Consider the following 25,876-nt stretch of genomic DNA (forward strand, 5'->3'; position numbering starts at 1 on the left):
GCTTGCTGTGCTGCATTTATGACGAATAACCAAGCTCTGCAAACTGCTTAATACGTGCTCCTATCTCATCACGGACCCGCTGAAACACGGACCAATCCTGCCCTGCCGGGTCGTCGAATCCCCAATGCTCCCGTCGGACGTGTGCCGGAACCGCAGGACAGACCTCATTCGCGTGACCGCATAAGGTCACGACCACATCAGCGCGGCGCAACAGCTCCATATCGATGACGTTCGAGGTTTGTCCAGAGATATCGATATCCACTTCCGCCATCGCTTGAACGGCTTTCGGATTGACGCCATGCGCTTCAATGCCGGCAGAGTACACGTCCCATCCCTCTTCTAAGAAGTGTTTGCCGAACCCCTCCGCCATCTGGCTTCTGCAGGAATTGCCCGTGCATAGAAAATATATCGTCTTTTTCGCTGTCATTTCGATTTCCTCACTCTCTGTGGATGTTTTGATTTGGTTGGGAATAAGGAGGATTGCATCCGCAGAGCGATCCGAACTAATCCGATCATGACCGGGACTTCGACCAATGGTCCGATGACCGCGGCAAAATCTGAAATACGGAGTTGAACGCAACTAGCCCTGCAGCATATTCCGTGTCTCCCTGCGCCAGATCATTCCATACGATGACCATTGCGATGCAGCGTGCGAGGCCAATCAAGATGAGACCAACCATATATTCAGGATGGTCGGGCAGCAAAAGAATCGCCAGCAAGAACATGAGAAGCGGGCCGATAATCCAGTTCTGCACGAGTGATAAGATCAGCACCTTAACGTCTTTGAATACACGCCCCATCTCTTCATAACGAACCTTTGCCTGCGGCGGATACATCATCAGAATCAAGCCGATCGCAAGCGGAATGGAGGTCGTGCCCGCCTGTAATCTATTCAAGCCGTCGACCCATCCCGGAAATATAGAACCGAGCCCGACGCCAAGCGCCATAGCGAGAAAGATCCATAACGTCAAGTAGCGGTCCAACACCGACAATCGCTTCGAATTTGTACTGTTCATTGCTTTACACTCCCTTGCGCTCCGTATCTTCATCCATTGCCGCACCGATTCGCCGCCTGGCTTGCCTCGATGGTACGCAGCTGTACGGATGGTTCAGGCAGCCGTCCAACAATTTCCTGCAGCAGGGCGTAGTGTGGATTCGCGGGCTGCAGCGAATAATAAATCCACTGCCCTTTACGAGCTTCCTTGACGAGATTCGCATCCTTCAGCTTGCGCAGATGCTGGCTGATTGAAGGCTGGCTGACGTCGAATACTTCAAGCAACTCACATACGCAACATTCGCGCCGGGACAATATGGCCACAATCGTCATACGAGTCGGATCGCCAAGTAATTTTAAAAAGGCGGATACGTTCTCAATTGCTGTATGCTTCTGTTCAGCATGATCCATATGTTCCATCTTGCACCTCCTGTCTTCTTCATCAAATATAATATCACCATATAGTTATTTGCTTATATATTCAATACAATTATGATGACATCTGTTCCATTCTTATGTAACTGCATCGTTTTCCGTTCACGAGCGCAAAATAAAGCCTGCAGATTGCTCTGCAGGCTTCGGCTTCAAAGTTCGTCATTATCCTGTAAATTCTTGTACCCACTCACCATTGTAGTATGCAACGCCGATTGAAGTATAGCTTGCGTTCAGAATGTTTTTACGGTGACCTTCACTGTTCATCCACGCATTCATTACTTCTTCCGGTGTGCGTTGTCCTTTGGCAATGTTCTCGCCAGCGGTACGATATTGGATCCCTTTGGACTGCATCAGATCGAACGGAGAGCCAAGGGTCGGCGAATTATGATCAAAGTAATTGTTGTCGTACATGTCTTTCGCCTTCACCATTGCGACATTAGTGAGCGCCGCGTCCGATTTCAATGGCTCAAGTCCTGCTTTGGCACGCTCTTGGTTCACTAAATCAACCACTTGCGCAGCGAAATCGGAGTTAGCCGTCACGCCTTGGTTCGGATTTTCCGTACCTGTTGCAGGTGTTGTTGGTGCTGGCTTGCTTGGTGCCGGAGTCGCCGGTTCAGGCTTGCTCTTGTCCGGTACCGCAGCATCTGGTTGTGTGACTACAGGCTTCGTATTAGGAAACAGCTTGTTCAACATATCGGTCAAGTTCTGATTGTTCTGCTCATTGCCTTGCAGTATCGTATTGAAATCGAAGCCGGAGCAATCGATGTTCGTCAGATTTTGATTAGGTGCTTGAGCTGCAACATTCAGCGGAGCGGCCATTGCCGAACCTGCTGCCACGACTGGTGCCAGAACGAGTGCTCCCGTGATAACGACTTTCTTGAACGTATTTTTCATTCAGATTATCTCTCCCTTTGCAGCCTACGAGGTTAGCTGACGGGTTCGGGTCAAAGAGGATTCCCCCTGCCGCATCTATGCGACTTCACCCCAATGTGTGGTTCCCCCGTGCTCAGATGAGCTTCGGCCTTATTTTTGGTACGTCCAGATCGTAACACGGATTCCCGTTCGATTCATTTTAAATTTAATGTTATTTTATGAAAATATAACCATGTAAGAAGTTCAGCCTATACTTTTTTCCCTATATACAACAAATGAGACGAGGTTCCTAGGATGTATGGACTGTCTGCTGCATCCATAACAATTTGCATGATCGATTGAAACGCTGCTTCCCCTTGGTCGCGCCAATACTGCCAGTGCTCCGGCTTCATCAAGCCCGCAATGCTGCCCGATCCGATGAGCTTAACTTGTTCGAACCCATGCGCTTCCATAAACGGCTCAATTTCTTCTATGGGAAAATAATAGGCTCCCGTAAACCTTCCTTCGTCGCTATGATTGAAAACTCCGGTGCGCATAAACTCGGTCAGCCCTTCTATTGTGTCATTGGGCTTCCAATGCTGCGGATATAATAGCGAAGTTGCCACGTGCCTCATTCTCGGCATGAATGCGACGAAGACAAGGCCGCCTGACTTTGTCACACGATGCAATTCCTGAGCGGCGCTAACCCGGTCTTCCTCCTGCTGCAAATGATACATTGGGCCTAACATCAAAGAAGCATCGAATTGCTCATCGGCATACAACTGCAAATTTCTCGCATCGGCAACGTCAAAGCCTTGAAACTGGCGCTCAAGCCCGTATTCCCGTACCTTCTCTCGTGCGCTTTCGACCAGCTTTGGTGTAATGTCCGCCAATGTGATGTCATATCCGGATTTCGCTAGCTCTATCGCATATTTTCCGGGACCTGCCCCGATATCCAAGATGTGTCCTTTTTCCGGGAGGTGCGATTTAATATAATGACAATTGACCGTGAACTCCAAAGGTTCCCGCTCGAGACGTCCCCATTCGTCGAACGAAGAATAATAGTTTATCATTTGACTCATCTACATCCCTTCCCCCTTATTGTCCGATATATCAGTTGAATATAGCACGCAGTGGCACATTCTGACAATTCATTTCTAGAGCTAACGTCACCGTTTTCAAATGGAGCTGGAAGCAGAGTCACAACGAAAAGACTTGAATTTTTGTTGAAAATCGTTCATGAATGTTCTGTATTTGTTATTTTTTCTTCATGAAACGTTTCATGATGGGAATATTGATGTAATGAAGTAGTGAAGGAAAAATGTACGATTGGGGTGCTTGGTATGAAAGTACAGATGACAAAAGGCAAATACGAAGCGTTAACGCGCTTGTCGGACGAACACGGATTGGTCATTGCAACAGCGCTCGATCAGCGCGGTTCGTTGAAGAAGTCGCTGACCAAGGCGCTCGGCCACGAAGCCGACGTGAAGCATGTGGAAGAATTCAAGGTGGCCGTAACCGAGGAATTGACCCCATACAGCACGGCCATTCTGCTAGATCCGGAATTTGGCTGGAGCGCAGCGGAAGCGCGTGATAAGCAGGCAGGACTGCTCATCGCTTACGAGAAGACCGGTTATGACGCGACCGTCCAAGGGCGCCTCCCCGACCTGCTGCCGGAGTGGTCTGTTCGCCGTTATGCGGACAAAGGCGTAGACGCCATCAAAATATTGATGTACTACGACCCAGACGATGCGGCGCACATTAACGACCAGAAGCACGCGTTCATCGAGCGTATCGGCGCCGAGTGCAAGGCGAACGATATTCCGTTCTTCTTCGAACCGGTCACGTATTGTGACGACATTGCCGATGCGAAGGGTCCGGAATACGCTAAGGTGAAGCCGGAAAAAGTGAAGAAAAGCATGCGCGAATTCACGAAGCCGCAGTATCACCTCGACTGTCTCAAGGTCGAAGTGCCGGTCAACATGACATACGTGTCTGGCACGGCAGCGAACCGGGGCCATGAAGCGGAAGCGGTATATACGCGCGAAGAGGCGCTGCAGCACTTCAGGGATACGGCGTCAATTGCGACGGTTCCGTTTATTTATTTGAGCGGCGGCGTCTCGAACGAGGACTTCATCGAGACGCTGGAGTTCGCTGGCGAAGCAGGCGTTCCGTTCTCAGGCGTGCTCTGTGGCCGCGCCACTTGGCAAGACGGCATTGCCGTGTATGGCGAGAATGGCGATACTGGCCTGCGCGCATGGCTGAAGGATGAAGGCGTGCAGCGCATGGAGCATTTGAATCGAGTGCTGCAGCAAGCGGCGAAGCCTTGGTGGACGGTGTATGGCGGCAAGGATCAGATCGTCATTACCGAATCATAAGAGCACTGCAGGCGCTTGATTTAAGACTGCCCCTGTCCAAGACGGACAGGGGCTTTCTTGGACAGGGGCTTTGCTGCGTCGTTCGGTCCTCATCGGCACACATCAGCATCTTGCTGTGGAGATCGAGATGTCGGCAGCAAAAAACGGCGCGTTGCATATCCGAAATTCGGAGATTTGTTCGGATATTCAGGAATATTCGATGTCGAGTATGTATATATAGAACCTGCTCACATACCCCAAGATGTCCGGCCCGTTCGGGAAGAGATGCGGGGATGAAACGTCAGATTCACATCAACTCCACATTACAAAAGTGTAAGTGTCCTGTAAGGTTCATAAATATCATTTTTTAAGCCATTTTGCTACAATATTTGCGTATCGTGCAGCCATATTTTCAGCGTAGGATGGAACAAAAAGGGCGGACACTCACCTCGTGTCTATACATGCGATGTAATCGGCTTGACCACATCTGCAGCAGTCCCGGATCAATGTAAAGGAGGTTTCTCATGGATGAACGCGCAAAAGCACGACTTTGTTTTTTCGCCTATATACTGATGCTTATCATTTTTGATACGGCCTATTCATTTATGATATTAAATATGTTTCTCGCTTTTGCCGCTTTGGAGCTTGCTTTTTTATTGCCCTTATTTAAAGCAAAGAGCAAGCGGGAAATCCCCGTTAGTGCCGCTTTTTATATTGTTTTTATACTGTTATCCCCTAATGTCCTTTACGTGATAACGGATCTCATTCATCTCAAAATTTTTGAGTTTAATTTTAAAAAAGGTTTGATTGTTGAGGAATGGTGGAACTTTTTTGTTTTAATAAGCGGAGTAGTATTGGCTATTTATTATTACATTCTTATGTTAAAACAGATTCACAGTCTTATCTTACATATAAAGTGGAGCAAGACGATCCTATTGGCTTTTATCATCCTGTGCAGCATTGGGGTCTACATAGGAAGATTTCTGCGTTTTCACTCTATTCATTTATTTACAGAGCCATTCTCGTTAGTTAGTCAGGTATTGAGTTCAATCAATGGGGATTCTTTGCTATTCATAGGTTGGATGAGTATGCTGCAGTTCATCATGTGGTGGTTATTTTCAGATTCAAGGCGGAATTCGTTATGAATGACACTCACACTTGGTTATTTACGGTATGGATGATCACGATAGGTGTTGTTATGTTATTTACACAAGTTTACGTTTCAAGACTGCTGTATCGTTATGAAAAATCTGTGTTGTGGGGCTGTATTGGGTTTATACTGTTGTTTGGTCTTAATATGTATGTTTATCAAATTAGAAAATTAGAAAAACGTGCAGGCTATGCTTTTGAGCGATTAGATCCGCAAGCACGAAAAGTTTGGAGACGAGTTTATGTCCTCATTCTTATACAATATTTGTTGTTTTTCGTCTTTTTTGGGTGGCTTTCATCTCCCGGATAAGTGAACAATGTATTGATATACTAAAAGTAGTATTTTAAAATAACACTATAATAAACATTGCAAAAAGGAGGTAACTCATTTGATTGATGAACTTCGGAAAATCGGTTTATCCGATCTGGAAGCAAGATGCTACTTGGTACTGCATGAAGAACCGAACATATCGGGTTATGAGGTGGCCAAAAAAGTATCTGTATCCCGCTCAAATGTGTATGCGGCACTCCGGTCTTTGACAGACAAAGGAATATGCCGGGCGGTTGAAGCCGAACCTGTTTTATACGGCGCCGTGCCCATTGAGCAGCTCGTTCGACTGCTGAAGACGGATTTTGAACAGACAGCCCACACGCTGCTGGAGCAATTGCAGTCCCCTTCACGGAAGTCCGCGTCGTTCTATAACTGGCAGGGCGATAAAGCGCTGGAAACGACCATTCGACGTTTGTTGTCCAATGCAGATAAAAGCATCGTGGCGGACATATGGGCGGAAGATGTAAGCTGGTTCGAAGAGTCGCTGCTGGAGGCGGAACGACGGGGTGTTGCGGTAACGGTTATTTCCATCGGCGAATGCCATACCCGATTAAAGCATGTTTTGGTGCATAGGCGGAGCGAAGAGTGGAAGTATCTGGAACCCAGACGTTTTTCCATTCTCTGCGACTCCCGTTCCGCGCTCATTGGCAGCTTCGGCAAGTCACTCAAGCTGTCCGCATTGGAAACCGATCATCCTTCCGTGGTCGAGCTGCTGCAAAACGGCTTCTATCACGACGTCATTATGGATCGGATTGAGCGGGATTTCGGCAATCAATTGGCAGAGAAGTATGGGCAGCACTATGACAAGATCATCAATCCTTACAGGGAAATACTTGAATAACCTGCGGTATTCCCTCTTTTTTTAACTGAATCATAGTAGTATTCATGAATACCATTATTAACTGAAGGAGAACTCTATATGCCTACTGGGTATTTGATCCAGTCGACGGAGGCGTTCATTTACATCAGGACTTTGCATTCTGGTCCATGTCCCTCTGCCTGATCGAGGACGGGCAGCCTGTTTTTGCAATGGTATATGATGCGTATCGTAAAGAGTTCTTCCATGCAATACGGGTTGTCCAAGAGGCACAGGGCAGCGTGACGGACGTGAATGGAGGGGCGTTTACCTGGGGCGCTTCAGGCATCATTGCCGGTAACGAAGCATTGCGTGCCGAAATACAGACGCTACTGACACGTTAATTCGATCATTAGGCGAGACCGCCGTTCACACGCTGGCCTCGCCTTCTTTTTGAACATAGAAGAGCAAATGCTGAGCTGAAGGCTGGTTCGTGCCTCCGAGTCTAAGCTTGCATTGGATTTCGTACAATGGATTAGCGCGTATCCTCTTTCCGAAGAAAGTTCCATTGGATTTCATCCAGTGCTTTGCCCCCATTTCACACCAATCGCTGAAAAACAGCCCAATCCACTGTACAAAATACAGTCCACGTGCCGACTAACCATCTAATCCGCACATTTGACTGTATATTTTCCAATGGAGCTCACTTCATGAAGCTTACTTCGACAGGAAACCAATCTAATTCATCTTATATTAGATCCCTGCCCTGATATCACGGGATAAAGCGGCCTCTTTCGAAATCGTAACTCCATTATGCAAAATGAATCCAATCGATATCGCAAATGCCCGCATCGCGCACTTGCCATTTACGGATATTCGAATTCGTGAATGCAATGTGCAGATTCTGCTTGCCTGTCAGCCGTTCCGCCAGCTCTATCGTATATTCCTTGTAGAACGGAGCCAGCTTGCCATCGTGCAGCGGAAGCTCCATATCCACTACGGCTTTGCCTTCCGGTCCGCCAAGCATCATTTGCATGCGTGTATCTTCGGTCAATACCGCAGCGCGAACTGTAATCCGGCTTACGCCCTGCTCGCCGAAGTCAACATCATCGAACGCCATCCAATCGGCAAAATGCAAATCACGCACATGAACGTAGTTGCCCGGAATGAACAGACCGTTGGAACGGTCGTACTGTTCAGCTTGCAGCGACACGCCTTGCTCCGGTGGCGCAACAGGTGCGACAACCTTAACGCCGACACGGAACGATATGCCCGCTTCGCCCATCACTTCCCCAGCTTGCGCCGTGACAGACGCGGTTCCTGACGCTATGGCTGTAAGCTGACCGCGTTCATCTACCTCTACAACCTTCTCGTCGCTGGAGCTCCAGGTCAATGCCAGGTTGGACGCCGTAGCAGGCGTAACACGGACATTCAAATAACGGGACCAGCCGGCCTCAAGGACGATATCCTCTTCCGCATTATACTGCGGCACGATGTGCTCTGCTGGAATAGGCTCATAGCTGTATTCAGCCCGTTCCCCGTCTCCCCACTGCCAAGTGATGACGGAGGCTTCGCTCTCCGTTCCCTCGACGTTCACAGCCACTGCTTCCAACGTAATCGTCTCTTCCCCGTGGCGGTCGATCGATTTCACATAGTAGACGCCATCCAAGATGCGGCCAATCGCTTCACGTTCCCCATCGCGGACACGATACAGATCATAGTACCATATGTTATCGGTATCGCAATCTTCAGCAAAATCCCACGACAGATAGAAGGATGCCTGCTTGTCGTCGAAGAACGCCTGAGCAACCTTAAATTGAGATGGAGCCTTCGGTGCCGGCATCCCCGCGCCTGCGGTCAGCTTCAACTCGCCAAGGTTGACCTTCACTTCTGCATCCTCGCTCCAGGCAGAAGCGATGCGCATACCGATCGCTGCAATGCTTCGTCCTTTATATGTTCCTAAGTTAGCTGTCACCGTCGTCCAATCCTTGCTAACACCTGCACTACAATCGACAACGACCGGAGTTGCAGGTTCTTCTGTGAAGAATAGAAGCGCCTGTACGCCAATCGCATTCGCAGGGATCTCCATGCCCGAACGTCCTTGATGCGTTACTTCTGTCTTGTACGTGAAAGTCAGTTCCACATCTTGTTGAACCGGCAATTCAGTTTTGAACAAGCGGATATCCGTTGCCATGCCGGCGCTCAGTACGCCCTCGGCCTTGACAGAGGAACCTCCGTTCCATGCCGTGCCATAATCGTAATCGACCGCCAGCGGTTCCCCTTTCGATGCAGTCCACCACTGCCATGTCGGCAAAATATCTTGCGCGCTCATGTTGTTCCAGCCTTTGGCGGATGCCGTGCGTCCGTTCAAGAAGAAGAATAGGCCGTGACCGTTGTTGAATCGCGTCGCAAAAGGATAGTTACCGATAACGGAACGCTCTGCAATAAAGTGCGCGATACCGTCCCAGCTCTCGGATTCAGCGCCGATGGCCCGACCGCTTTGCGCAGGATTGCCGTTCCCTCCGGACCAATACAGCCGCTCGCGGTGTTCGACGTATTTCTGCATGTTCGGGTCCGACGGATTCGGCGCTCTGTGCCATACCATATCCGTACCGAACAGGGCCAAGCTGGTGCGTGGCGTACGGGAAGCATCTTCACGGAACACCGTCTTCAACTCGTTGCCGCGTTCGAAGCGGAACTTGTCGTTCTCGATGCCCGAGTACAGCGCTTCAAATGGATCCAGGCCGATTTCTCGAGCATAGGAATTGCTGTTCTCCAACCGTTCGGGCGTGTACGCATAGTTGATGAAAATGCTGTCGTTCGCTTTGCGCCCATCTTGCTGTTCCATAACCCAAGGAGCATTCTTTTCATTGAAATAGTTAATGTATTGCAGCTCCCCCGTTGGGCTCAAACAGTCATAAATGCTGACATACATGCCACGATCGCGCAAATATTTCAGCATCTCCATCAGCTTGATGGCATGCTCTTCGCTAATGGCAGCTTCTTGGTTGATGAAGTAGCCATCGAACCCGAAGTAATGAGCCATCTCAACCATCTTGTCGGCAATCGGGAACCGACCGTCTTCCGTCACTTCAACCAGTTCGCCAAAGTCAATGTTGCGCGGCCAGAACCAGCAGCCCAGGCTGATGACTCCGTTGCGGTGCGCCGCATCCGTGTAGGCCGGGTTAGGAATGTTGACGACTCCGTATTCATGCTCCCCTTCTTCTGTCGGCGAGCCGTACACCGGCAATCCGTGCCAAGAAGCATAAATATCTTGATACTGCCAGAACTTCAGAATATTGCGGCTAAAGCTGTCATTATACCGGTAGGAGCCGAACCACTCTTCCTTGTCATAGTCGGCAGACAGGTTCATCACCTTCGCCGCATCAGTCAATTCCGGATGAGCCTGCGTTGGCTGGAATGGCTTAATCCGCTTCGCAAGCGGCACTCTCGAACGGAAGTACGGCGCATATGGGTCCGTTCCCGGGGACCATTCTCTTAGCTCCCGGGCATTATAGCCGTGCAGATAAGGTTGTTCCGGTCCGCGCGGGGTTTCTGCGGCTGCCGCCCAATTCAACGCATCTTTCTTGTCATTCTTCGTGATGTTCATAGCAGATGTTGGTTTCCAATCCATCGAACAGTACCTCTCTTCGTGATATGATGTTTTCTAAGAAATGAAAAGGGTTACATGCTTAATCCTAACAAAAATATTGCAAAAATCAAATCAAAAAGCATTTCCTACCGGATTTCGTTCTTGAATCAACTCATTCGCGATGCTTTCTCTCTCAGCAAGCTCCGCTTCCAGCAGAAAGCGATAGTTCACGGCATGTTCAGTCACGTAACGGTTTGCTCCCTTCGTGTCATTCAAATAGCGATCTCGAAGATTGTCCGTATGACCTACATAGATAAGCGGATATAAATTTCCGTTCAGTTCGCCTAAAAATACATATACCCCCGACTCTGTCGGAATGAAACCAGCGGACTCCTTCGTAAACCTTAGAACCTTTGACCACTTTGCCATGTTCCAACCTTCTTTCTCTCTTGATCATTTTCTCATTTACGAGGATTTTTTCGTAGTATCGATCTGCAGCCATTTCTTTGAAATGCTGGATAGCGTGCCATCCTTGCTGTTGCAGCATCTCCAGACGCGCGAGAGTGAATGCAAGATTCGATGTCGAATCACTTCACTTCCTGAAATCGCTTCGTGATCAAAAGGGATATTTTTGAACAACCTCTAAAACTGCAAGGAAAGGTAGCTTAGCACCCTGTCATAGCTTCGATGAATTACCTGCGCCTCATCTTCCGGATTCCCGCTGCCAAGTGCGATAAAAATAGGAACGAAATGCTCGGCTGTCGGTACCGCAAGCTTCGCATGCGGGGCAAGCTCCTCGTAATTGAACAGTGCTTCGTAATCCTTGTCTTTTATTTTCTCAATTAGCCAATCATCGAATTCGAGCGCCCACGGCTGGGTTTCTTGAATATAGTCCAATCCCAGATTATGAACCGTGACGCCGCTGCCAAGAATGAGTACCCCTTCTTTCCTTAGCTCGCGCACCGCTCGACCAATACGATATTGATCCTTTGGCGCAAGGTTCGGATTTACAGATAGCTGCACGACAGGCACGTCCGCATCGGGATACAGACGCCTCAAGAGTGTCCATGTCCCATGATCGAGTCCTCTCTGTGTATCCGGAATCGTTGTGAACCCTTGCTGCTGCAGCAATTGATCGACTCTTGCAGCGAGCGCAGGCGCTCCCTTCGCCGGATATTCAACATCGAATAACTCCTGCAGCCACCAAGGACCGAAGTCATGAACCGTTTCATGCACCCCATCAGTATAGGTGATTCGAGTTGCTTCACTTTCCCAATGGGCGGTAAATACGACAATCGCTTCAGCTTGTGGAATGCTCCGACCCAACTCTTCCAGAAATCCGGTGTAATCATTATCATGAATCGCTATTATTGGCGATCCATGCGCCAAAAATAAAGCAGGCGCTTCCGTTGCTGTACTCGTACCTAACGTCTTCTTCATTCGGCTCTCCTCCGATGTGTTCCTGCAGTTTCCATAGCAGTAATTAACATATCCCGATATGCTTACTATGTTTTAAATCATACCATGAATTTACAATCGATGCTATCGTTTTTTAACTGAACATTTTCATCAGCAGCGCAGCCGCGATGACTGTCGCGGCTCCGCCAAGCCGCGTGGAAATTTGAGCGAACGGCATCATACCCATCCGATTGGATGCGGATAGAATTGCAACGTCGCCCGTCCCGCCCAGACCGCTATGGCAACCGGTCACGATGGCCGATTCCACCGGGTACATATTCATCCAGCGCGCAACGAAATAACCAGAGCCAACCATCGCCAATACAACGGACGCGCATACCAATACATATCCCGGACTGATGATGTTGACTACATCATTCAACGGCACGTACAGCATGCCCAGTCCGACCATGAGCGGCCACGTCAATGAAGTGGAAACGAATTTGTACATATGAAATGCGCCGTGTTCCATCTTCGCGGGCAGCAGCTTCGCATATTTGACGATCGTCGCCGCGATAATCATCATGATGGCGCCAGGAATGCCTACGAATTGGGACAACAATCCTCCAAGGATGAAGAAACAGCAGGCCAGAAGCAAGCCCCCACCCATCAGCGCAAAGTCGATCTTCTTCTCTTCCTCTTTCGCGCTCAGAATATCGTTGTCTGCGCCCGACTTAATCAGCATGCCGCCGCCGCTCAAGTGCGGACGCTTCTCACCGAGACGCTTCAACAAGCCTGCACAAATAATGGCCACCATGTTGCCGATAATAGCCGCCGGAATCATCTGCGACACATAGACGCTCGATGGCTCGCCGAGAATTTGCGAGTAAGCGATGGACAGTGGCATAATGCCTTCGCCGATCCCCCCGCCGATAATCGGCACAATAATGTAGAAGAACGTATGATAAGGCGTATAGCCGAACAGCATGCCCGCCAACAATCCCATGCCGACCGAAGCAAGCGTGCCCGCCACGAGCGGCACGAACATCCGGACGAAGCCTTTGACCAGCACAGTACGATTCATGCCAAGGATACTGCCGGCCACGAGACATGAAATATAGAAGTACAGAAAATTCGCTTCTTTCATGAGTGCAGTGACCGCATCCATAACAGAATGGTTAAACACGTTCAGGAACACCAGCACGGACGGCACGAATATAGACAAGATCGCCGGACCGCCGATATCCTTCAGAATCGGCACCTTCAGTCCGATATCCCCAAGCAGCATTCCCAAAATGATAATAACGGCAAATCCGCCGATCATATCCGAAGGGAGCTTGCTGAAATAGGCCGCCAGGAATATGATAGACGCAAGCCCGATATAATGCGGCAAAGGAATGACCCCTACCTTCAAGTCGGACCATTTCGACCTTCGGCCGGACTTCCTCTCCGTTTTTGCTTCCGTTTTCTTCAATGGACCCGTCTCATATTGTTGGGCGTTTTCCATCGTCAACACCTCCATCATATAAGTTACGGCTCCATCATAACGGCATTGTAAACGCTTTTATAGATTTTGAAAGTGAAGCATTCATTTTGTAAGTAAAGTAAGCAATCCAGTGGCACCGCCCACCGCCTATAAGAGGCTATTGCTGAAACGTGACCTTTTGAACTCGCTCTATAAATAAAATTGAATGACGTTCTCTTTGCCCGGAGCAAGCCGGTGCTTGTATACAGGACGGCCTACAGAGCCGTATTCGATTTCAACATCCAACACCCCGATTTCGTTCATAAACTGCAAATATTTGCGCATCGACACGCGGGAAATGCCCACTTCGGCGGCAAGCTCCTCAGTCGAGAATTCCCTCCCCTTCATCGTGAGCGCACGATCCCAGACCAGTTGCATCGTAGTGCGGGCCACCCCCTTGGGCAGCACGGCCGAGGCCGGTGGCTTCTCCGCATGGCGGAACAACAGACTGTCGAGATCAGCTTGGCTTAAGGCTTGCTGCGTTCCCATCAACTTCACGTCTTCCCTGTATGTGGACAGAGCCGCTTGAAAACGGTGGAATTCAAACGGCTTGATTAAATAATCGACGGCTCCCAGCCGGAGCGCCATTTTAATACTGGACATATCGCTTGCGGCCGTAATGACGATAACGTCTGCTGCGTGATCGCTCTTGCGTATGCGATCCAGCAGCTGAAGACCGTTAATTGCAGGCATATATATATCCAGCAGAATCAAATCGACCTCCATGGTCTGCAGCAGCTCCAACGCGGCATCACCTGTCGATGCCGTTGACACCAGCTTGAATCCTTCGATTTGACTCAAGTAGTGCTTATTGAATTCCGTGACCATTGGGTCGTCTTCCACGATCATGACTTTAATCACGCCTTACGTTTCCCCCTTGATATGATATGGAATCGTAACTATAAAAACAGCGCCCATCCCCCGCACCGACTCCACTTCGATGCTTCCGCCGAGCCGCTGCACGGACTGCTGCACGAGCGAAAGCCCAAAGCCGCGGTCTCCGCCTTTAGTGGTGAACCCCTTCTCGAACATGCGCACGCTTGCTTCCCCATCTATTCCCGGGCCGTTATCGGCAACCCGCAGCGTCATCGTTCCAGCTTCATAATGTACGCCGATTAAGATCTTTCCTTGTTCCACGATGGACAACGCATCCATAGCATTGTCAATCAGATTGCCCAAGATGGTTATTAATTCATGAGTCACCCCCACATCCCTTGGCTCAGGCAGGCTGCTCAACTCGTTCACTTCCAACGTTAAGCCGCGTTCTCTCGCATTGCTCTTTTTGCCCAATAGGAAAGCGGCCAATACTGGATCATTCACACGACGCAGCATGAACCCGGATTCGATGTTCCAAGCGTTCCTTCCCCGTACGACACGTGCTCGTTGCCGTGCAACACTTCCTTCTCGTCTCCTCCCGCGAATGGCTTTCCGATGTTATTAGGCTCTGGATGCGACTTGCGGATTCCGTTCATGTCCATGACCACCACGTACTGCATCCCGGTCTGCTAGCGGATATGGTCGGCATAGCGCTGAATGCCCTCTTCCGGAAGCTTATGACTGAGCGCATCCGCCACCAAGGGCGTCGTCGCGATCGCGCGGGCGACAGCTCTCGCCTTCTCTTTGACAAGATACTCCGTATTCTTGGCCGTTTCATGCTCTATCATGTAACCGGTTACAATCAATGCCAAAGCCACCACTCCGCACACCAGCCACATGATTGTTGCCTGCAGACTGAACCGAAATTTATTGTGCGGCACGGTATGCTCACCTCTTCAATGGTTTTTCCTCACTCCAATGGCGTTTAGCTAACCCGCGTATACGAAGTAGGGAGCAATGATGTTGAAGAGTCTTGGGTATTCCGGGGCTTAATTTCATAAGGTTCTTGTGAATTGACATTACCACGCAATTGCTGTGTCGTCATCCCGTATTTGACTAGAATGCGCCGAATGCTGCTCATGATCTCATAATCCTGCAAGGCATGGATACGCTCCAATGTTTCTATCGTATCGTTCAAATATAGTCCCGACGTGTTTTCCAAAAATCCAACAATGCCATTCATACGGGATCAGCTGATGAATGAGTACTTTCAGCATACTCATATAGACCTCCCACAATGAAACTATGTAAGTTGAGCTATTGAATTTCTTGATAAGAGTTGGATACAGCTTCGTTACTTATTTCAACATATTGGAGCGGCGATACTCTCTCCGTTCGGCACTTCCTGACACTCTCCCTTTCAATCAGTAATAATCGATTCCCGCATGTCTTAGGCGTTAGGCGGTGTGATCTAACAGTGATGTTGCTGCATCGTCTGAGTAACAATGTTACTAGAAATATGTACATCAAAGTTAACCTTACCCTACGGAGGGATGACCATTCTGAACGAGAGGGAGAATGGATAGAAGTACTTGGCAGCGTATCGTTATTGGCTGGCAAAGTGATCTTTCTTTCGTTCCATTTATATAGCTAATGATGAATGACGCGTTACGCTCTCACTTTACCCGCAATCGCTTCCATACTTATATGAACCGATTTCTCGATATAACTAATAATCTCCTCAAGCCGGAAAAACTGCAACGCTTCCCCTCGGGTATCATCTTTTCGCACGAAGTCATCTTTCAAATCGGCAATGAGCGCTGGCAGACAAACGCAATCGATCTCATCGATTTCCACTGCAATGGGGTTCATGTCCTTCCACTCTAAATGATAATGATCAATGAGAATGCCGTTCAGCCGTCTAAAATCATTGTAATATCGCTGCTGTGTCTCTTTTTTCTCGCCCGCTTCCAGCCACTTTATTTTGGGATAGTAAATATCTTGCAGCCATATGTCATCCGCGATGAGGTGGCAGTAATATCCTAAATGAAACGGACGAGCTTGTTCAGACAAATATTTGCGGCAGAACCGCTCATGATTGACGAAGCTGTGCCCCTCCGCATCCTTGTATACAAAGTGAGATTGCTGCTTGGGAGCATTTATATGTTTACTAGCATCGGGAGCGATGCCTCCCACCAGAAAGCTATCGTCTTGTATGCCTAGCTTGCCGGTCAGTAACGTTGCGATCGTAAAGTGCATGATTCTGGATCCCATGGCCTGCCTCCCTCTAGAGGTTATTCAATCAAACAGCGTTTAAATGTTCCATCCATTCTTCAATAGTCTGTTTAATCTCAGCTCTATCGCGTGATGGCAGCAAAGCAACGATGAATTCTACCGATTGCTTACAGTTCTCTCGAATATCGTATCTACTTTGTCATCGGGGCTGCAGTTCATTAGCCTTTCTCTCCACAAGTGATCGGTAATCGGAAGATATTGATCCAGTTGATCGACCAACTCCCCCCATCCCTCAAAATCATCATGCACTTCGGCGAACTTGCCATATTCAAATTCCAGTTCAATACAGCGATTGGTCCAAAGCACACAGTCTATCACATAAATATGAACTCTATACACTTCATACCATTCATTGGATATAGAACGCCCCTGATCGTCAGTTATCGTAAAACATTGATTTGTCATTTCAATTTTCATCGTTATATCACCTTAGCTTATGCACACAGATTAACTATCCATTCAAGCTGTTGAACCGCTCAGCTTAACGATGACCTCCGCAAGTGGCATATCCAACATGGAAGTCAGCATCAGATCATGTTCTGCAAATGGCAGATGGCGAGTTACCTCGTTCGGGACGACGACGCAATTCAATCCCGCCGCCTTGGCAGCCGTAAAGCCATTCAATGAGTCCTCGAAGGAAATGGCCTGACTGCCCTCGACCTCCAATGCCGCCAATGCTTTTACATATAGCTCTGGATCCGGCTTCACCTTGGCCACGACGTCTGCGGTCTGTATCGTATCGAAATAATGGAAGATGTCATGCTTCTTCAAAAGCGGCTCGATCCATGCATATTCGGAGCTCGATGCGATCCCGACCTTCAAGTTGAGCCGTTTCGCTTCTTTCAAATAATCCTGTACACCCGCTCTTAGCTCAATACGCTCCATTAAAGCGGCATGCGCTGTTTTGCACTCGCGTGTAATCACTTCCACATCGACACCAGCTTGTTCAGCCAGATTCGCATATGGGTTGAAATCATGGAATGTCGTGCCGATGCATTGCGCATATACGGACAAGGGCAGTTCAAATCCATATCGCTGATATACTTGCTGGAACGCATAATACCAAGGGGTTTCCGTATCAATAATTAATCCGTCAAAATCGAAAACAAGGGCTTGTATCATTCTATTCACTCTCCTATTTAGTCTCTTATCCTTCCACTTGCCTACATGAGCAAGCTCAATATTTCTCCCTGACCTGTATATAAAATCACCCGAGATAGAAATGTTCCAAGGTGAATTGTCAGTAATTATTGTGCTATCTTCTCCTTTCACTGCGATTGATACACGTTAGGAAACCGCTGCAAAATGTGATTGACGAAGCGGACGAAGCGCTCTTTGTATCCATGTTGAATCTGCTCGTGCTCAAGCCAGAACTCCCCATCCGCCAGTTCAAACATTTCAATAGCCGTAATCTCCATACAATCCGGATGCTGCAGCACTATTTCCATCGGCTGGATGTCATCGTCCCAGTTAAATCCAAGCACGTAAGCATGCAAAAGTTCAGGCGTTTTCAGCTTATGCATAAGTCCAACTGGTTCGTCTGAGTAGAGCACCTCATCAATGAGATTCCGCTCGTCCTGCGTCAATGTCAGACGGACTGCGCCTTTAGTAGATAGGAGCAAATCCGCAATCTCGGGATAATGCCTCGCTTGAAACCAAGGCGTACATTGTACACCTGCTGGATGATCCAGCCCCGCCCCGCGGGCTATCAATGCTTGAACCGCAGCTTTATTTTTGAATTTAATGGCTTTGCCGATTACGCTCTCACCGAGCTTATCCTTAATACGCGGATCGGCGCCAAGCTCCAGCAGAGCCTCGAACAGTTCAATCGGCGCTTTCTGCGTAATGGCGTAATGCAGCGGCGTTCGTCCGTAATTATCCTGCTCGTTCAAATCGGCCGCGACAGCTGCTTCTCTCAATTGAGCAAGAGACTTGTTCTTGATTGCAGTGAATAGTGTCATATCATCCTCCAAGTTCTCTGCGCCACTCCATGGCTCAATCCAACAGTTCATTTAAATAGACTTTACGATTTTCCAAGAGCAGCACGTTGAAATTATAGATGTCTGCGTCGGGATACCCGAGCAGAATGGGCGAATGTGTGGCAATGATGAGCTGAGCGTTCTTCTGCATCTCATGGATAATGCTGAGAAACGCCAATTGACGCGCTGGAGACAAAGCCGCCTCACAAGTGTTGAATAGCCGGAATATGAAAAGGATATCGGTCTTCCTTTTCAATCCGATCGGTGAGTTTCTTTACTTCACGCAACATCCTATCACTTCCATAACAGTCATCCACCACCCTCTAACGGACGGATTGCTTCAAAATACCTCTCGCCCTACTATTATACCATCCATACCCCACACGATTCCAAGAACATTCGTTCTGTTTCGACTGGCGGGATTGCCGCTGGACCGTGGGTTGCTTTTCTGAAGACCTGCGCTCCCCTGACTTTTCATACGAAAAGAACTAGCCGATCGTAACCTCCAATTGGTAAATTCGTTAGAATCACGATCAGGCATTCCACTTTACTGTCGAAAGGGGGCTATCTCTAAGTCATTTTCATGACTTCTGAGATAGCCCCCTTTTCATAGAACCGTTATAAATCTTTCTAAATTGGACTTTCGAAACCGCTAGAGCGCACTGCAACTACAGTTGCGGGCCAGCAAGCTTGATTGTGTCCGATACACCGCTGAATTTTTCGAAATTTTGAGAAAAGAGCTGCGCAAGCTGTCTCGCTTGTCGATCATAGGCCGATTTATCCGCCCATACGTTTCTCGGATCGAGCAGTTCATTGGGAACCAACGGAATAGCATCAGGGATAAGCATGCCGAACACGGGATGAGGAGTGAATGACGCATTCTCAATACTTCCATTTATAATCGCCGTAATCATAGCTCTTGTGTACGACAGATTCATCCGCTCGCCAATCCCGTAAGGACCGCCGCTCCAACCTGTATTGACCAAATAGACGCGCGCGCCGTGCTTCGTTATTTTGTCGCCGAGCATTTCCGCGTAAACATCCGGTCTAAGCGGAAGGAATGGGCCTGCAAAGCATGCCGAGAACGTTGCTTCCGGGTCGGTTACGCCGCGTTCCGTACCCGCCAGCTTGGAGGTATAGCCCGACAGGAAGTGATACATCGCTTGCTCCTTCGTCAGCTTGGACACAGGAGGCAGCACACCAAAGGCATCGGCGGTTAAAAAGATAATGACGTTCGGATGGCCGGCGACTCCGGGTATGACCGAGCCTTGAATATATTCAATCGGATAGGCGGCCCGCGAATTCTCCGTCAATTCATTATTATGGTAGTCTGCCTCGCCGGTAACGGCGTCAATCACCACGTTCTCCAAGACGGAGCCGAACCGGATCGCATTCCATATTTGCGGCTCTTTCTTCTGTGTCAGCCCAATGCATTTGGCATAACATCCGCCTTCGAAGTTAAATACACCTGTGTCCGACCAGCCATGCTCGTCATCGCCTATTAATCTGCGGTCCGTGTCAGCCGACAACGTCGTCTTGCCTGTTCCCGATAATCCGAAGAACAAAGCGGTATCTCCCGCCTCCCCTACATTAGCCGAACAATGCATCGGCATTACGTCGTGGAATGGGAGCAAATAGTTCATCACGCTGAAAATCGATTTCTTCATCTCACCCGCATAGTGGGTTCCGCCGATCAGTACTGTCTTTCTCTCGAATGAAATGACAATGAAGGTCTCGGAATTCGTACCGTCCGTGACCGGATCCGCTTTCAAGCCAGGCATCGCAATAACGGTAAATTCGGGTTCATGAGACTGCAGTTCAGCCGCAGTAGGACGAATAAACAACTGATGAACAAATAAATTTTGCCATGCGTATTCGTTAATAATTCGGATAGGCAGGCGATAGGCTTGGTCTGCCCCTGCATAACCGTTGAAAACGAATAGATTGCGGCTCTCCATATAATTCATCGTTTTCTCATAAAGCGAATCAAATTGTTCAGGAGTGAGAGCCTGATTAACTTTCCCCCACGCAATATGGTCTGTCGACTGAGGCTCCCTAACGATGAACTTATCCTTCGGAGAGCGTCCTGTATACTTGCCTGTCGTAATTTGCAGCGCGCCTGTAGAAGTCAGATGCCCTTCTCCGTGGAGGAGAGCGGACTCAACAAGCTTAGCAACCGGCAGGTTTCTATGAGATACTTCCACATTTGAACCGGCAATTCGAGTTCTTCCCTTCGTATTCGCGATCACGGTTATCCTCCTATTCCTACCTTACAAAATTCCTGATGGAATCGTTCTTGCTTCACTCATCCTCACTTGCACCAGGTTCGCCAAATCTATGACTCTACTTGAATATCCCCACTCATTGTCATACCAAGCCATCAATTTGATAAATCCGTCCGATGCACTTACGGTTAAGCCGTCGATAACCGCCGACTTGTCATTTCCTATAAAATCAGATGAAACAAGCGGTTCCTCCGTATAATCCACATAAGCCGAAAAAGGGCCCGCCGCCGCTTCGCGCAACACGGATTGAACGTCCTCCGTACTTATTTCCCGCGAGACCTTCAAGGTCAAATCGATTAACGATACATTTTGCGTCGGAACGCGAATCGAGCTTCCTTCGACACACCCGGACAGATGAGGAAGCACATCGCTCAATGCTTTGCCGACGCCGGTCGTAGTCGGGACAATGGATTGCGTGCAGGCCCTTGCCCTCCGTAAATCTTTGTGCGGATTATCCAGATGTTTCTGATCGGAGGTGAACGAATGAATCGTGGTCATCCATCCCCGCTCCACGCCGTATGCTTGATCTAAAATGTGCAATACGGGAGACAAGCAGTTCGTTGTACAGGATGCCGCTGACAGCAGCGCGTGCTTCCGGGGATTATACTTATCATCGTTGACCCCCATTACAACCGTGAGATCCATCCTGTCTCCCGGCGCCGAAATAATAACCGTTGAAGCTCCTCCTGTCATATGCTGCTGCGCACCGTCGCGATTATTGAATTTTCCGGTAGCGTCTATGACAATATCCACGCCAAAGGCTTTCCATGGAATTCGGGATGGATCGCGCTCATACACCACCTGTATGGAATGTCCATTGATCACAAGCAAATTATCCTTTCCCGAAATGGTTGCATCCCAAATCCCATGAACCGAATCGTATTTCAACAAATGGGCAATAGTCTCGATAGGATACATACTGTTAATAGCTTTCAAATGATTTGGCGTCTCCGACATAAGCTTCCTTATTAATAGGCGGCCGATCCTCCCCATTCCGCTAATACCGATTCCTTGATTCATCTTGTCTCCCCCAAATATGAATTGTATATATTATCCTACGCAATTAATGTACAATATCAATAAATAATACGCAATATATAAAAGCGTATTGACGATATTCAATTATTTATGACGTCATTTTGAAAACGATTTCAATAGTGTCAATAATAAAAAAGGGTGTTCATGCAGCCGTACAACCTATCTGCATACTCAGAATTGTTCGAGCCCATCTGCTGTACGTCAAATGGCTTCCATTTTTCAGAGAAAAAAGACAGGCAAAAAAGCCGCCAAACACAACAGAAATCCTTGTGTTTAGCAGCTTTTCAGTTATGGAGCCAGGGGGATCTTACTTGATTGTCCTTGTTGCCGAAGTTCACCCAATGAGGGATAACAACCTTATCGATCGCATTCAACGTCGTGCTCCTTCATCTGCGCAATTGTTTCATCTGTTTGCTAAGCATGCCGCTCGTGTTCGAACTTTTGAATCAATTGCTCCATAACCTGATCGGGCGATCTGTCAATCAACCAGCTTTGCCCGAACATTTGAATAATCTTGATCGCCGGGAAGTCCCCCCAGAATCCGATGAACTCGTCATCAAGAATAATCTTGTCCTTCACGTGAGCATTCATTTCTTCCAGGCAGCTTTCAAGGATGGCTCTTGCATTGGGATGGCTAAGCCAATCACTTAATAAACTGAACTTATGAAAGGAAATCTCTTCATTTCCGAAATTGCAGTGCAATCTCTCGCAAATGCGGATATCCCGCGAAGAGCTGCCGATCATGAGCTGGAAATAGCCCGTTTCCGCGACCCATTTGTTATATTTCGTGTTGTAATACGCAAAGTCCCGTTCTTCCAGAACAAAACGGACTTCCTTCTTCTCGCCGGGCTCAAGCGCGAGCTTAGCGAACGCTTTGAGCTCCTTCTCCGGACGCACCCACTTGCACTCCTCGTCATGCACGTACAACTGTACAACTTCTTTGCCGAACACGTCGCCTGTATTTTCCACGCTGCATGTGACGGTCACTTGTCCGCTATGCTGTACAGCCTTCAAATTCGAATAAGCGAACCCCGTAAACGATAAGCCGTGCCCGAACGGGAATTGCGGCGCAAGCTCTTTTCTGTCGTAATACCGGTATCCGACGAACATTCCCTCTCGGTAATACAGCTTTCCGTTCTCGCCGCGCAGACGCATATGCGATGGATTGTCCGACAGCTTGACCGGGAACGTTTCGGACAATTTGCCTGACGGATTTACACGTCCGAACAAAATGTCGGCTATCGCTCTGCCGCTGCCTTGTCCGGCCAGCCACGAATGGAGGACGCCTGGCACATGCTGCACCCAAGGACGCATTGCAAGCGCTGTACCGCTGCATGTGACGACGACGCAGCGCGGCTGAACCGCTGCTACCGCTTCAATGAGCTTCACTTGGTGCAAAGGCAACTCGATGCCGGTCAAGTCATGCATTTCCGATTCCGCATACTCCGGCTGTCCGACGAACAGCACAGCCATATCCGCCTTCGCTGCCAGCGCCGCGCTTTCTTGGATGAGGAGCTCATCCTCGCTGTCATCCTGCGGGTAACCATCCGCATAGGTCAGCGCAATCGAATCGGCCGCGATCTTCTTCATCTCTTCCCACGGAATATCCATGCAGGTCGGCGTTACCTTGGCACTGCCCGCTCCTTGAATTCTCGGCTGCTTCGCGAATTTGCCGATGACGGCGACGGACGTTACCTTGGCGGCGTCAATCGGAAGAATGTGATTGTCGTTCTTAAGCAGCACCATGCTTTCGGACGCCGCTTTCCTTGCCAGCTCATGGTAATCGATGGCGGCTTGCACGCGATCGTCCTGCGAATCCGTTGTTTTACGCACGAGTTCGAGAATGCGGCCGACAATCTTATCAAGCTGCGCCTCCTCCAACTGCCCGGCAGCCACCGCCTCCACAATCGCCTTCGTGTTGTAATGAGCCGGTCCCGGCATTTCCAAATCGAGGCCCGCCTTGAGTCCGCTTATACGGTCGTTGACGGCAGTCCAATCGGACAGGACAACGCCTTCATATCCCCATTCCTCGCGCAAAATATCATTCAGCAAATGTTCGTTCTCGCTGGCATAGGAACCGTTCACGAGATTATAAGAGCACATTATGGTCCAAGGATTCGCTTTTTTAACAATTCGTTCGAAGGCGTTCAAATAAATTTCACGCAGCGTCCGCTCGTCTACCTCCGAGCTTGTGATCATCTTCTCGTACTCTTGATTGTTGCAAGCGTAATGCTTGACTGAAGCGCCGACGCCTTGGCTTTGCAAGCCATTCACGAAAGCAGCGCCAAGCTCGCCCGACAAGCAAGGATCCTCAGAATAGTATTCGAAGTTACGACCGCCGAGGGGGGTGCGCTTCATGTTGATGCCTGGACCCAGAAGCAGCTGAACGCCCATCTGTCTGCCCTCCGCGCCAAGAGCGACTCCAACCTCATGGAGCAGATCCGTATTCCACGATGAGCCGATCGCCGATCCGGTCGGATAACATGTAGCTGGCATATTTTCCCCCGTAATGCCGAGTTCCTCATCGCTGTTCGTTTTGCGAATGCCGTTCGTCCCGTCATACATATGAATCGGCGGAACGCCAAGGCGGTCAACTCCTTTCGTCATCCACATATTCAGACCGGCGCACAGCGCGGCTTTTTCTTCCAGTGTCATCGCTTTCAATAAGTCTTCTGTTGAATGTTTCATTTTGCATTCCTCCTCGTTTCTACCCTTCCTGCAGATCTGCTTGCTCTTTTTCTTTCTTCAGCTCCTGCAAGTCATACACTTTAAAGAATGGAAACCAAACGACGAAAATAATGAGCAAAACAACCGCAAGCAAAATCAATCCATTCAATCCGGATAAAATATAGGTTGACAATCCAATTGGCGTATACCACAGCTGGTACACCTTGGCCGGTATGTCGACAAGACCGGAATCGAGCACCATGTAGACAATAATTGGCGTGATGAGACCATTAATCCACATCGGAATCATTAAAATCGGATTGAAAGCGATCGGCGCCCCATAAATGACCGGCTCGTTAATGTTGAACAGCGAGGGAACAATCGTCGCTTTACCGATCGAGTTCAATTTTTTTGACTTCGCGAACAGGAACCAGATGATGAGCGGCAGCGTCGCGCCTAGTCCGCCAACGCCTACCCAACCGGAGAAAAACGTTTCGAATGTATTAATGTTGACGGGTTCCAAGCCTTGCGCGGCCAAAGCGGCATTCTCCTCGATCGCGGGAATCCATATCGAATAAAAGATCGGGGTCATCACCCAAGGGCTGACGCCGAAGGAATAAAGCACAACGCCGATAAAATTAAACAATACGAAGCCGATGAGGCTTTGGCTGATCGTGTTAAGCGGTTTGAATATGTTGACGATCAGTTCGAAAATATCGAAATCAAGCTGGTAAATAAGCACCCAGCCGAACATTAGAATCAGACCGATCGGAACGAGAAAGTCAAACCAGTCCACGATAAATTCAGGCAGCTTCGTATCTTTCTTGAACAAAGAGAAGCGGTTAAACATATTCATGACGACCGCTACAAGGATACCGACAAGCAGCGCAGTAATCATGCCGGACGGTCCGAACCGCTCCAATAGAAACTGAATCGTGCCGTCATCGCTAATCTTCGGTTTCAGCAGCATCATGAACAAGGATAAGCCTGTTGCTCCCGCTATCAGCTTAATTTTGTGGCGCTCCTTTTTCTGCATGACCATATACGGCGTCAGAAAGGCAATAAATATGCCGAGAAGACCAAAGCTGAACGTTGTAATCGGTGTCAAATCAGGCATTCCCGGAAAATAATTATTCAGAATCGACACCAGCGTAATCAATGAACCGATGAAGATCATCGGCAACGCGACCATAATCGCTTCTTGAATGGAGTCCACCCATACATTTTTCGTGAATGCTTCCAGCCGCGGCGCGAATTTTTCCGTCATCCACTTCATCAGACGATCCATTATCCTTCCTCCCCTACGTTCTGTTTAGCTCTTTTCGATTGCTTGTTTAGTATAAAGTCTTTTGTTACCGCTTTCTTGT

General features: G+C 48.8%; 25 protein-coding genes, 2 pseudogenes and 1 riboswitch. Of the genes and pseudogenes, 4 read left to right on the top strand and 23 right to left on the bottom strand.

From position 1 onward, the window contains the following. Positions 1-16 precede the first annotated feature (16 nt). The 5 genes and pseudogenes from arsC to A372_RS0109245 form a co-directional block, all read right to left on the bottom strand. Entirely contained in the window at positions 17-427 is a 411-nt protein-coding gene (gene arsC / locus A372_RS0109225) for an arsenate reductase (thioredoxin) (RefSeq protein WP_019420552.1), read from the bottom strand. Between the two features lie 124 nt (positions 428-551). Next, positions 552-1,016 (bottom strand): annotated as a pseudogene (locus tag A372_RS33670) (arsenic resistance protein); the annotation flags it as partial. Positions 1,017-1,045: 29 nt separating this feature from the next. Then, positions 1,046-1,414: an ArsR/SmtB family transcription factor gene (locus A372_RS0109235; protein ID WP_019420554.1), complete on the bottom strand. Its 369-nt coding sequence runs from the start codon at positions 1,412-1,414 to the stop codon at positions 1,046-1,048. A 177-nt stretch (positions 1,415-1,591) separates the two neighbouring features. Beyond that, a complete protein-coding gene (locus A372_RS0109240; RefSeq protein WP_019420555.1) occupies positions 1,592-2,323 on the bottom strand; it encodes a CAP domain-containing protein in 732 nt (243 codons plus the stop codon). Positions 2,324-2,329: 6 nt separating this feature from the next. Continuing rightward, positions 2,330-2,462, bottom strand: a riboswitch (cyclic di-AMP (ydaO/yuaA leader). An 88-nt stretch (positions 2,463-2,550) separates the two neighbouring features. Then, positions 2,551-3,363 (bottom strand): class I SAM-dependent methyltransferase, encoded by an 813-nt coding sequence (locus A372_RS0109245; RefSeq protein WP_019420556.1) that lies wholly within the window; start codon positions 3,361-3,363, stop codon positions 2,551-2,553. Positions 3,364-3,624: 261 nt separating this feature from the next. Here A372_RS0109245 and A372_RS0109250 point away from each other — a divergent pair, with 261 nt between their 5' ends. From A372_RS0109250 to A372_RS0109265, 4 genes are all read left to right on the top strand, one after another. Then, entirely contained in the window at positions 3,625-4,659 is a 1,035-nt protein-coding gene (locus tag A372_RS0109250; RefSeq protein WP_019420557.1) for a tagatose 1,6-diphosphate aldolase, read from the top strand. A 503-nt stretch (positions 4,660-5,162) separates the two neighbouring features. After that, positions 5,163-5,783 (top strand): DUF1361 domain-containing protein, encoded by a 621-nt coding sequence (locus tag A372_RS0109255; protein WP_019420558.1) that lies wholly within the window; start codon positions 5,163-5,165, stop codon positions 5,781-5,783. After that, entirely contained in the window at positions 5,780-6,097 is a 318-nt protein-coding gene (locus A372_RS0109260; protein WP_019420559.1) for a hypothetical protein, read from the top strand. The genes A372_RS0109255 and A372_RS0109260 overlap by 4 nt, the downstream gene beginning before the upstream one ends. 79 nt (positions 6,098-6,176) lie before the next feature. Beyond that, the gene (locus A372_RS0109265; RefSeq protein WP_019420560.1) at positions 6,177-6,959 is read left to right on the top strand and encodes a TrmB family transcriptional regulator; all 783 of its coding nucleotides are present in this window, start codon (positions 6,177-6,179) and stop codon (positions 6,957-6,959) included. Positions 6,960-7,725: 766 nt separating this feature from the next. Here A372_RS0109265 and A372_RS0109280 read toward each other — a convergent pair. The 18 genes and pseudogenes from A372_RS0109280 to A372_RS0109365 all read right to left on the bottom strand — a co-directional run bounded on the left by A372_RS0109280 (position 7,726) and on the right by A372_RS0109365 (position 25,797). Beyond that, a complete protein-coding gene (locus tag A372_RS0109280) occupies positions 7,726-10,548 on the bottom strand; it encodes an endo-beta-N-acetylglucosaminidase (protein ID WP_019420563.1) in 2,823 nt (940 codons plus the stop codon). A gap of 90 nt (positions 10,549-10,638) precedes the next feature. After that, positions 10,639-10,935: a hypothetical protein gene (locus A372_RS0109285; RefSeq protein ID WP_019420564.1), complete on the bottom strand. Its 297-nt coding sequence runs from the start codon at positions 10,933-10,935 to the stop codon at positions 10,639-10,641. Positions 10,936-11,148: 213 nt separating this feature from the next. Continuing rightward, complete coding sequence (locus tag A372_RS0109290; RefSeq protein WP_019420565.1) at positions 11,149-11,946, bottom strand: dioxygenase family protein; 798 nt, start codon at positions 11,944-11,946, stop codon at positions 11,149-11,151. Positions 11,947-12,058: 112 nt separating this feature from the next. Next, the gene (locus A372_RS0109295; protein WP_019420566.1) at positions 12,059-13,411 is read right to left on the bottom strand and encodes a 2-hydroxycarboxylate transporter family protein; all 1,353 of its coding nucleotides are present in this window, start codon (positions 13,409-13,411) and stop codon (positions 12,059-12,061) included. Positions 13,412-13,579: 168 nt separating this feature from the next. Continuing rightward, entirely contained in the window at positions 13,580-14,290 is a 711-nt protein-coding gene (locus A372_RS0109300; RefSeq protein ID WP_019420567.1) for a response regulator, read from the bottom strand. Positions 14,291-14,293: 3 nt separating this feature from the next. Further along, positions 14,294-14,749 carry an ATP-binding protein gene (locus tag A372_RS0109305; protein ID WP_157259491.1) on the bottom strand — a complete coding sequence of 152 codons (456 nt, stop codon included), beginning with the start codon at positions 14,747-14,749 and terminating at the stop codon, positions 14,294-14,296. Continuing rightward, positions 14,746-14,925: a hypothetical protein gene (locus tag A372_RS37295; protein WP_157259492.1), complete on the bottom strand. Its 180-nt coding sequence runs from the start codon at positions 14,923-14,925 to the stop codon at positions 14,746-14,748. The genes A372_RS0109305 and A372_RS37295 overlap by 4 nt, the downstream gene beginning before the upstream one ends. A 9-nt stretch (positions 14,926-14,934) precedes the next feature. Further along, positions 14,935-15,186 (bottom strand): hypothetical protein, encoded by a 252-nt coding sequence (locus A372_RS0109315; protein WP_019420570.1) that lies wholly within the window; start codon positions 15,184-15,186, stop codon positions 14,935-14,937. 44 nt (positions 15,187-15,230) lie between these two features. Beyond that, complete coding sequence (locus A372_RS0109320) at positions 15,231-15,488, bottom strand: hypothetical protein (RefSeq protein WP_019420571.1); 258 nt, start codon at positions 15,486-15,488, stop codon at positions 15,231-15,233. A gap of 425 nt (positions 15,489-15,913) precedes the next feature. Beyond that, positions 15,914-16,519: a hypothetical protein gene (locus tag A372_RS33675; RefSeq protein ID WP_019420572.1), complete on the bottom strand. Its 606-nt coding sequence runs from the start codon at positions 16,517-16,519 to the stop codon at positions 15,914-15,916. A gap of 117 nt (positions 16,520-16,636) precedes the next feature. After that, entirely contained in the window at positions 16,637-16,957 is a 321-nt protein-coding gene (locus A372_RS0109330; RefSeq protein ID WP_019420573.1) for a hypothetical protein, read from the bottom strand. 42 nt (positions 16,958-16,999) lie between these two features. Beyond that, positions 17,000-17,662: an HAD family hydrolase gene (locus A372_RS0109335; RefSeq protein WP_019420574.1), complete on the bottom strand. Its 663-nt coding sequence runs from the start codon at positions 17,660-17,662 to the stop codon at positions 17,000-17,002. A gap of 146 nt (positions 17,663-17,808) precedes the next feature. Further along, positions 17,809-18,501: a DUF4274 domain-containing protein gene (locus tag A372_RS0109340; RefSeq protein WP_019420575.1), complete on the bottom strand. Its 693-nt coding sequence runs from the start codon at positions 18,499-18,501 to the stop codon at positions 17,809-17,811. A gap of 34 nt (positions 18,502-18,535) precedes the next feature. After that, a pseudogene (locus A372_RS0109345) lies at positions 18,536-18,739 on the bottom strand (AAA family ATPase); the annotation flags it as partial. Positions 18,740-19,187: 448 nt separating this feature from the next. Beyond that, complete coding sequence (gene pckA, locus A372_RS0109350; protein ID WP_019420577.1) at positions 19,188-20,768, bottom strand: phosphoenolpyruvate carboxykinase (ATP); 1,581 nt, start codon at positions 20,766-20,768, stop codon at positions 19,188-19,190. A gap of 21 nt (positions 20,769-20,789) precedes the next feature. Next, on the bottom strand, positions 20,790-21,824 hold the full coding sequence (gene gap, locus A372_RS0109355) for a type I glyceraldehyde-3-phosphate dehydrogenase (RefSeq protein ID WP_019420578.1): 1,035 nt from the start codon (positions 21,822-21,824) through the stop codon (positions 20,790-20,792). Positions 21,825-22,256: 432 nt separating this feature from the next. Further along, positions 22,257-24,530, bottom strand: a complete 2,274-nt coding sequence (locus A372_RS0109360) for a beta-glucosidase family protein (RefSeq protein ID WP_019420579.1) — start codon at positions 24,528-24,530, stop codon at positions 22,257-22,259. 19 nt (positions 24,531-24,549) lie between these two features. After that, the gene (locus tag A372_RS0109365; RefSeq protein ID WP_019420580.1) at positions 24,550-25,797 is read right to left on the bottom strand and encodes a PTS sugar transporter subunit IIC; all 1,248 of its coding nucleotides are present in this window, start codon (positions 25,795-25,797) and stop codon (positions 24,550-24,552) included. Between the last annotated feature and the right edge of the window lie 79 nt (positions 25,798-25,876).

The organism is Paenibacillus sp. OSY-SE (assembly GCF_000283315.1).
Classification (GTDB): Bacteria; Bacillota; Bacilli; order Paenibacillales; family Paenibacillaceae; genus Paenibacillus_B; species Paenibacillus_B profundus.

Bases quoted from the DNA above. Each gene is read 5' to 3' on its own strand.
- arsC (WP_019420552.1), bottom strand. From the start codon at position 427: ATGACAGCGAAAAAGACGATATATTTTCTATGCACGGGCAATTCCTGC.
- A372_RS0109235 (WP_019420554.1), bottom strand. From the start codon at position 1,414: ATGGAACATATGGATCATGCTGAACAGAAGCATACAGCAATTGAGAAC.
- A372_RS0109240 (WP_019420555.1), bottom strand. From the start codon at position 2,323: ATGAAAAATACGTTCAAGAAAGTCGTTATCACGGGAGCACTCGTTCTG.
- A372_RS0109245 (WP_019420556.1), bottom strand. From the start codon at position 3,363: ATGAGTCAAATGATAAACTATTATTCTTCGTTCGACGAATGGGGACGT.
- A372_RS0109250 (WP_019420557.1), top strand. From the start codon at position 3,625: ATGAAAGTACAGATGACAAAAGGCAAATACGAAGCGTTAACGCGCTTG.
- A372_RS0109255 (WP_019420558.1), top strand. From the start codon at position 5,163: ATGGATGAACGCGCAAAAGCACGACTTTGTTTTTTCGCCTATATACTG.
- A372_RS0109260 (WP_019420559.1), top strand. From the start codon at position 5,780: ATGAATGACACTCACACTTGGTTATTTACGGTATGGATGATCACGATA.
- A372_RS0109280 (WP_019420563.1), bottom strand. From the start codon at position 10,548: ATGGATTGGAAACCAACATCTGCTATGAACATCACGAAGAATGACAAG.
- A372_RS0109285 (WP_019420564.1), bottom strand. From the start codon at position 10,935: ATGGCAAAGTGGTCAAAGGTTCTAAGGTTTACGAAGGAGTCCGCTGGT.
- A372_RS0109290 (WP_019420565.1), bottom strand. From the start codon at position 11,946: ATGAAGAAGACGTTAGGTACGAGTACAGCAACGGAAGCGCCTGCTTTA.
- A372_RS0109295 (WP_019420566.1), bottom strand. From the start codon at position 13,411: ATGGAAAACGCCCAACAATATGAGACGGGTCCATTGAAGAAAACGGAA.
- A372_RS37295 (WP_157259492.1), bottom strand. From the start codon at position 14,925: ATGCAGTACGTGGTGGTCATGGACATGAACGGAATCCGCAAGTCGCAT.
- A372_RS0109320 (WP_019420571.1), bottom strand. From the start codon at position 15,488: ATGAATGGCATTGTTGGATTTTTGGAAAACACGTCGGGACTATATTTG.
- A372_RS33675 (WP_019420572.1), bottom strand. From the start codon at position 16,519: ATGGGATCCAGAATCATGCACTTTACGATCGCAACGTTACTGACCGGC.
- A372_RS0109330 (WP_019420573.1), bottom strand. From the start codon at position 16,957: ATGAAAATTGAAATGACAAATCAATGTTTTACGATAACTGACGATCAG.
- A372_RS0109335 (WP_019420574.1), bottom strand. From the start codon at position 17,662: ATGATACAAGCCCTTGTTTTCGATTTTGACGGATTAATTATTGATACG.
- A372_RS0109340 (WP_019420575.1), bottom strand. From the start codon at position 18,501: ATGACACTATTCACTGCAATCAAGAACAAGTCTCTTGCTCAATTGAGA.
- gap (WP_019420578.1), bottom strand. From the start codon at position 21,824: ATGAATCAAGGAATCGGTATTAGCGGAATGGGGAGGATCGGCCGCCTA.
- A372_RS0109360 (WP_019420579.1), bottom strand. From the start codon at position 24,530: ATGAAACATTCAACAGAAGACTTATTGAAAGCGATGACACTGGAAGAA.
- A372_RS0109365 (WP_019420580.1), bottom strand. From the start codon at position 25,797: ATGGATCGTCTGATGAAGTGGATGACGGAAAAATTCGCGCCGCGGCTG.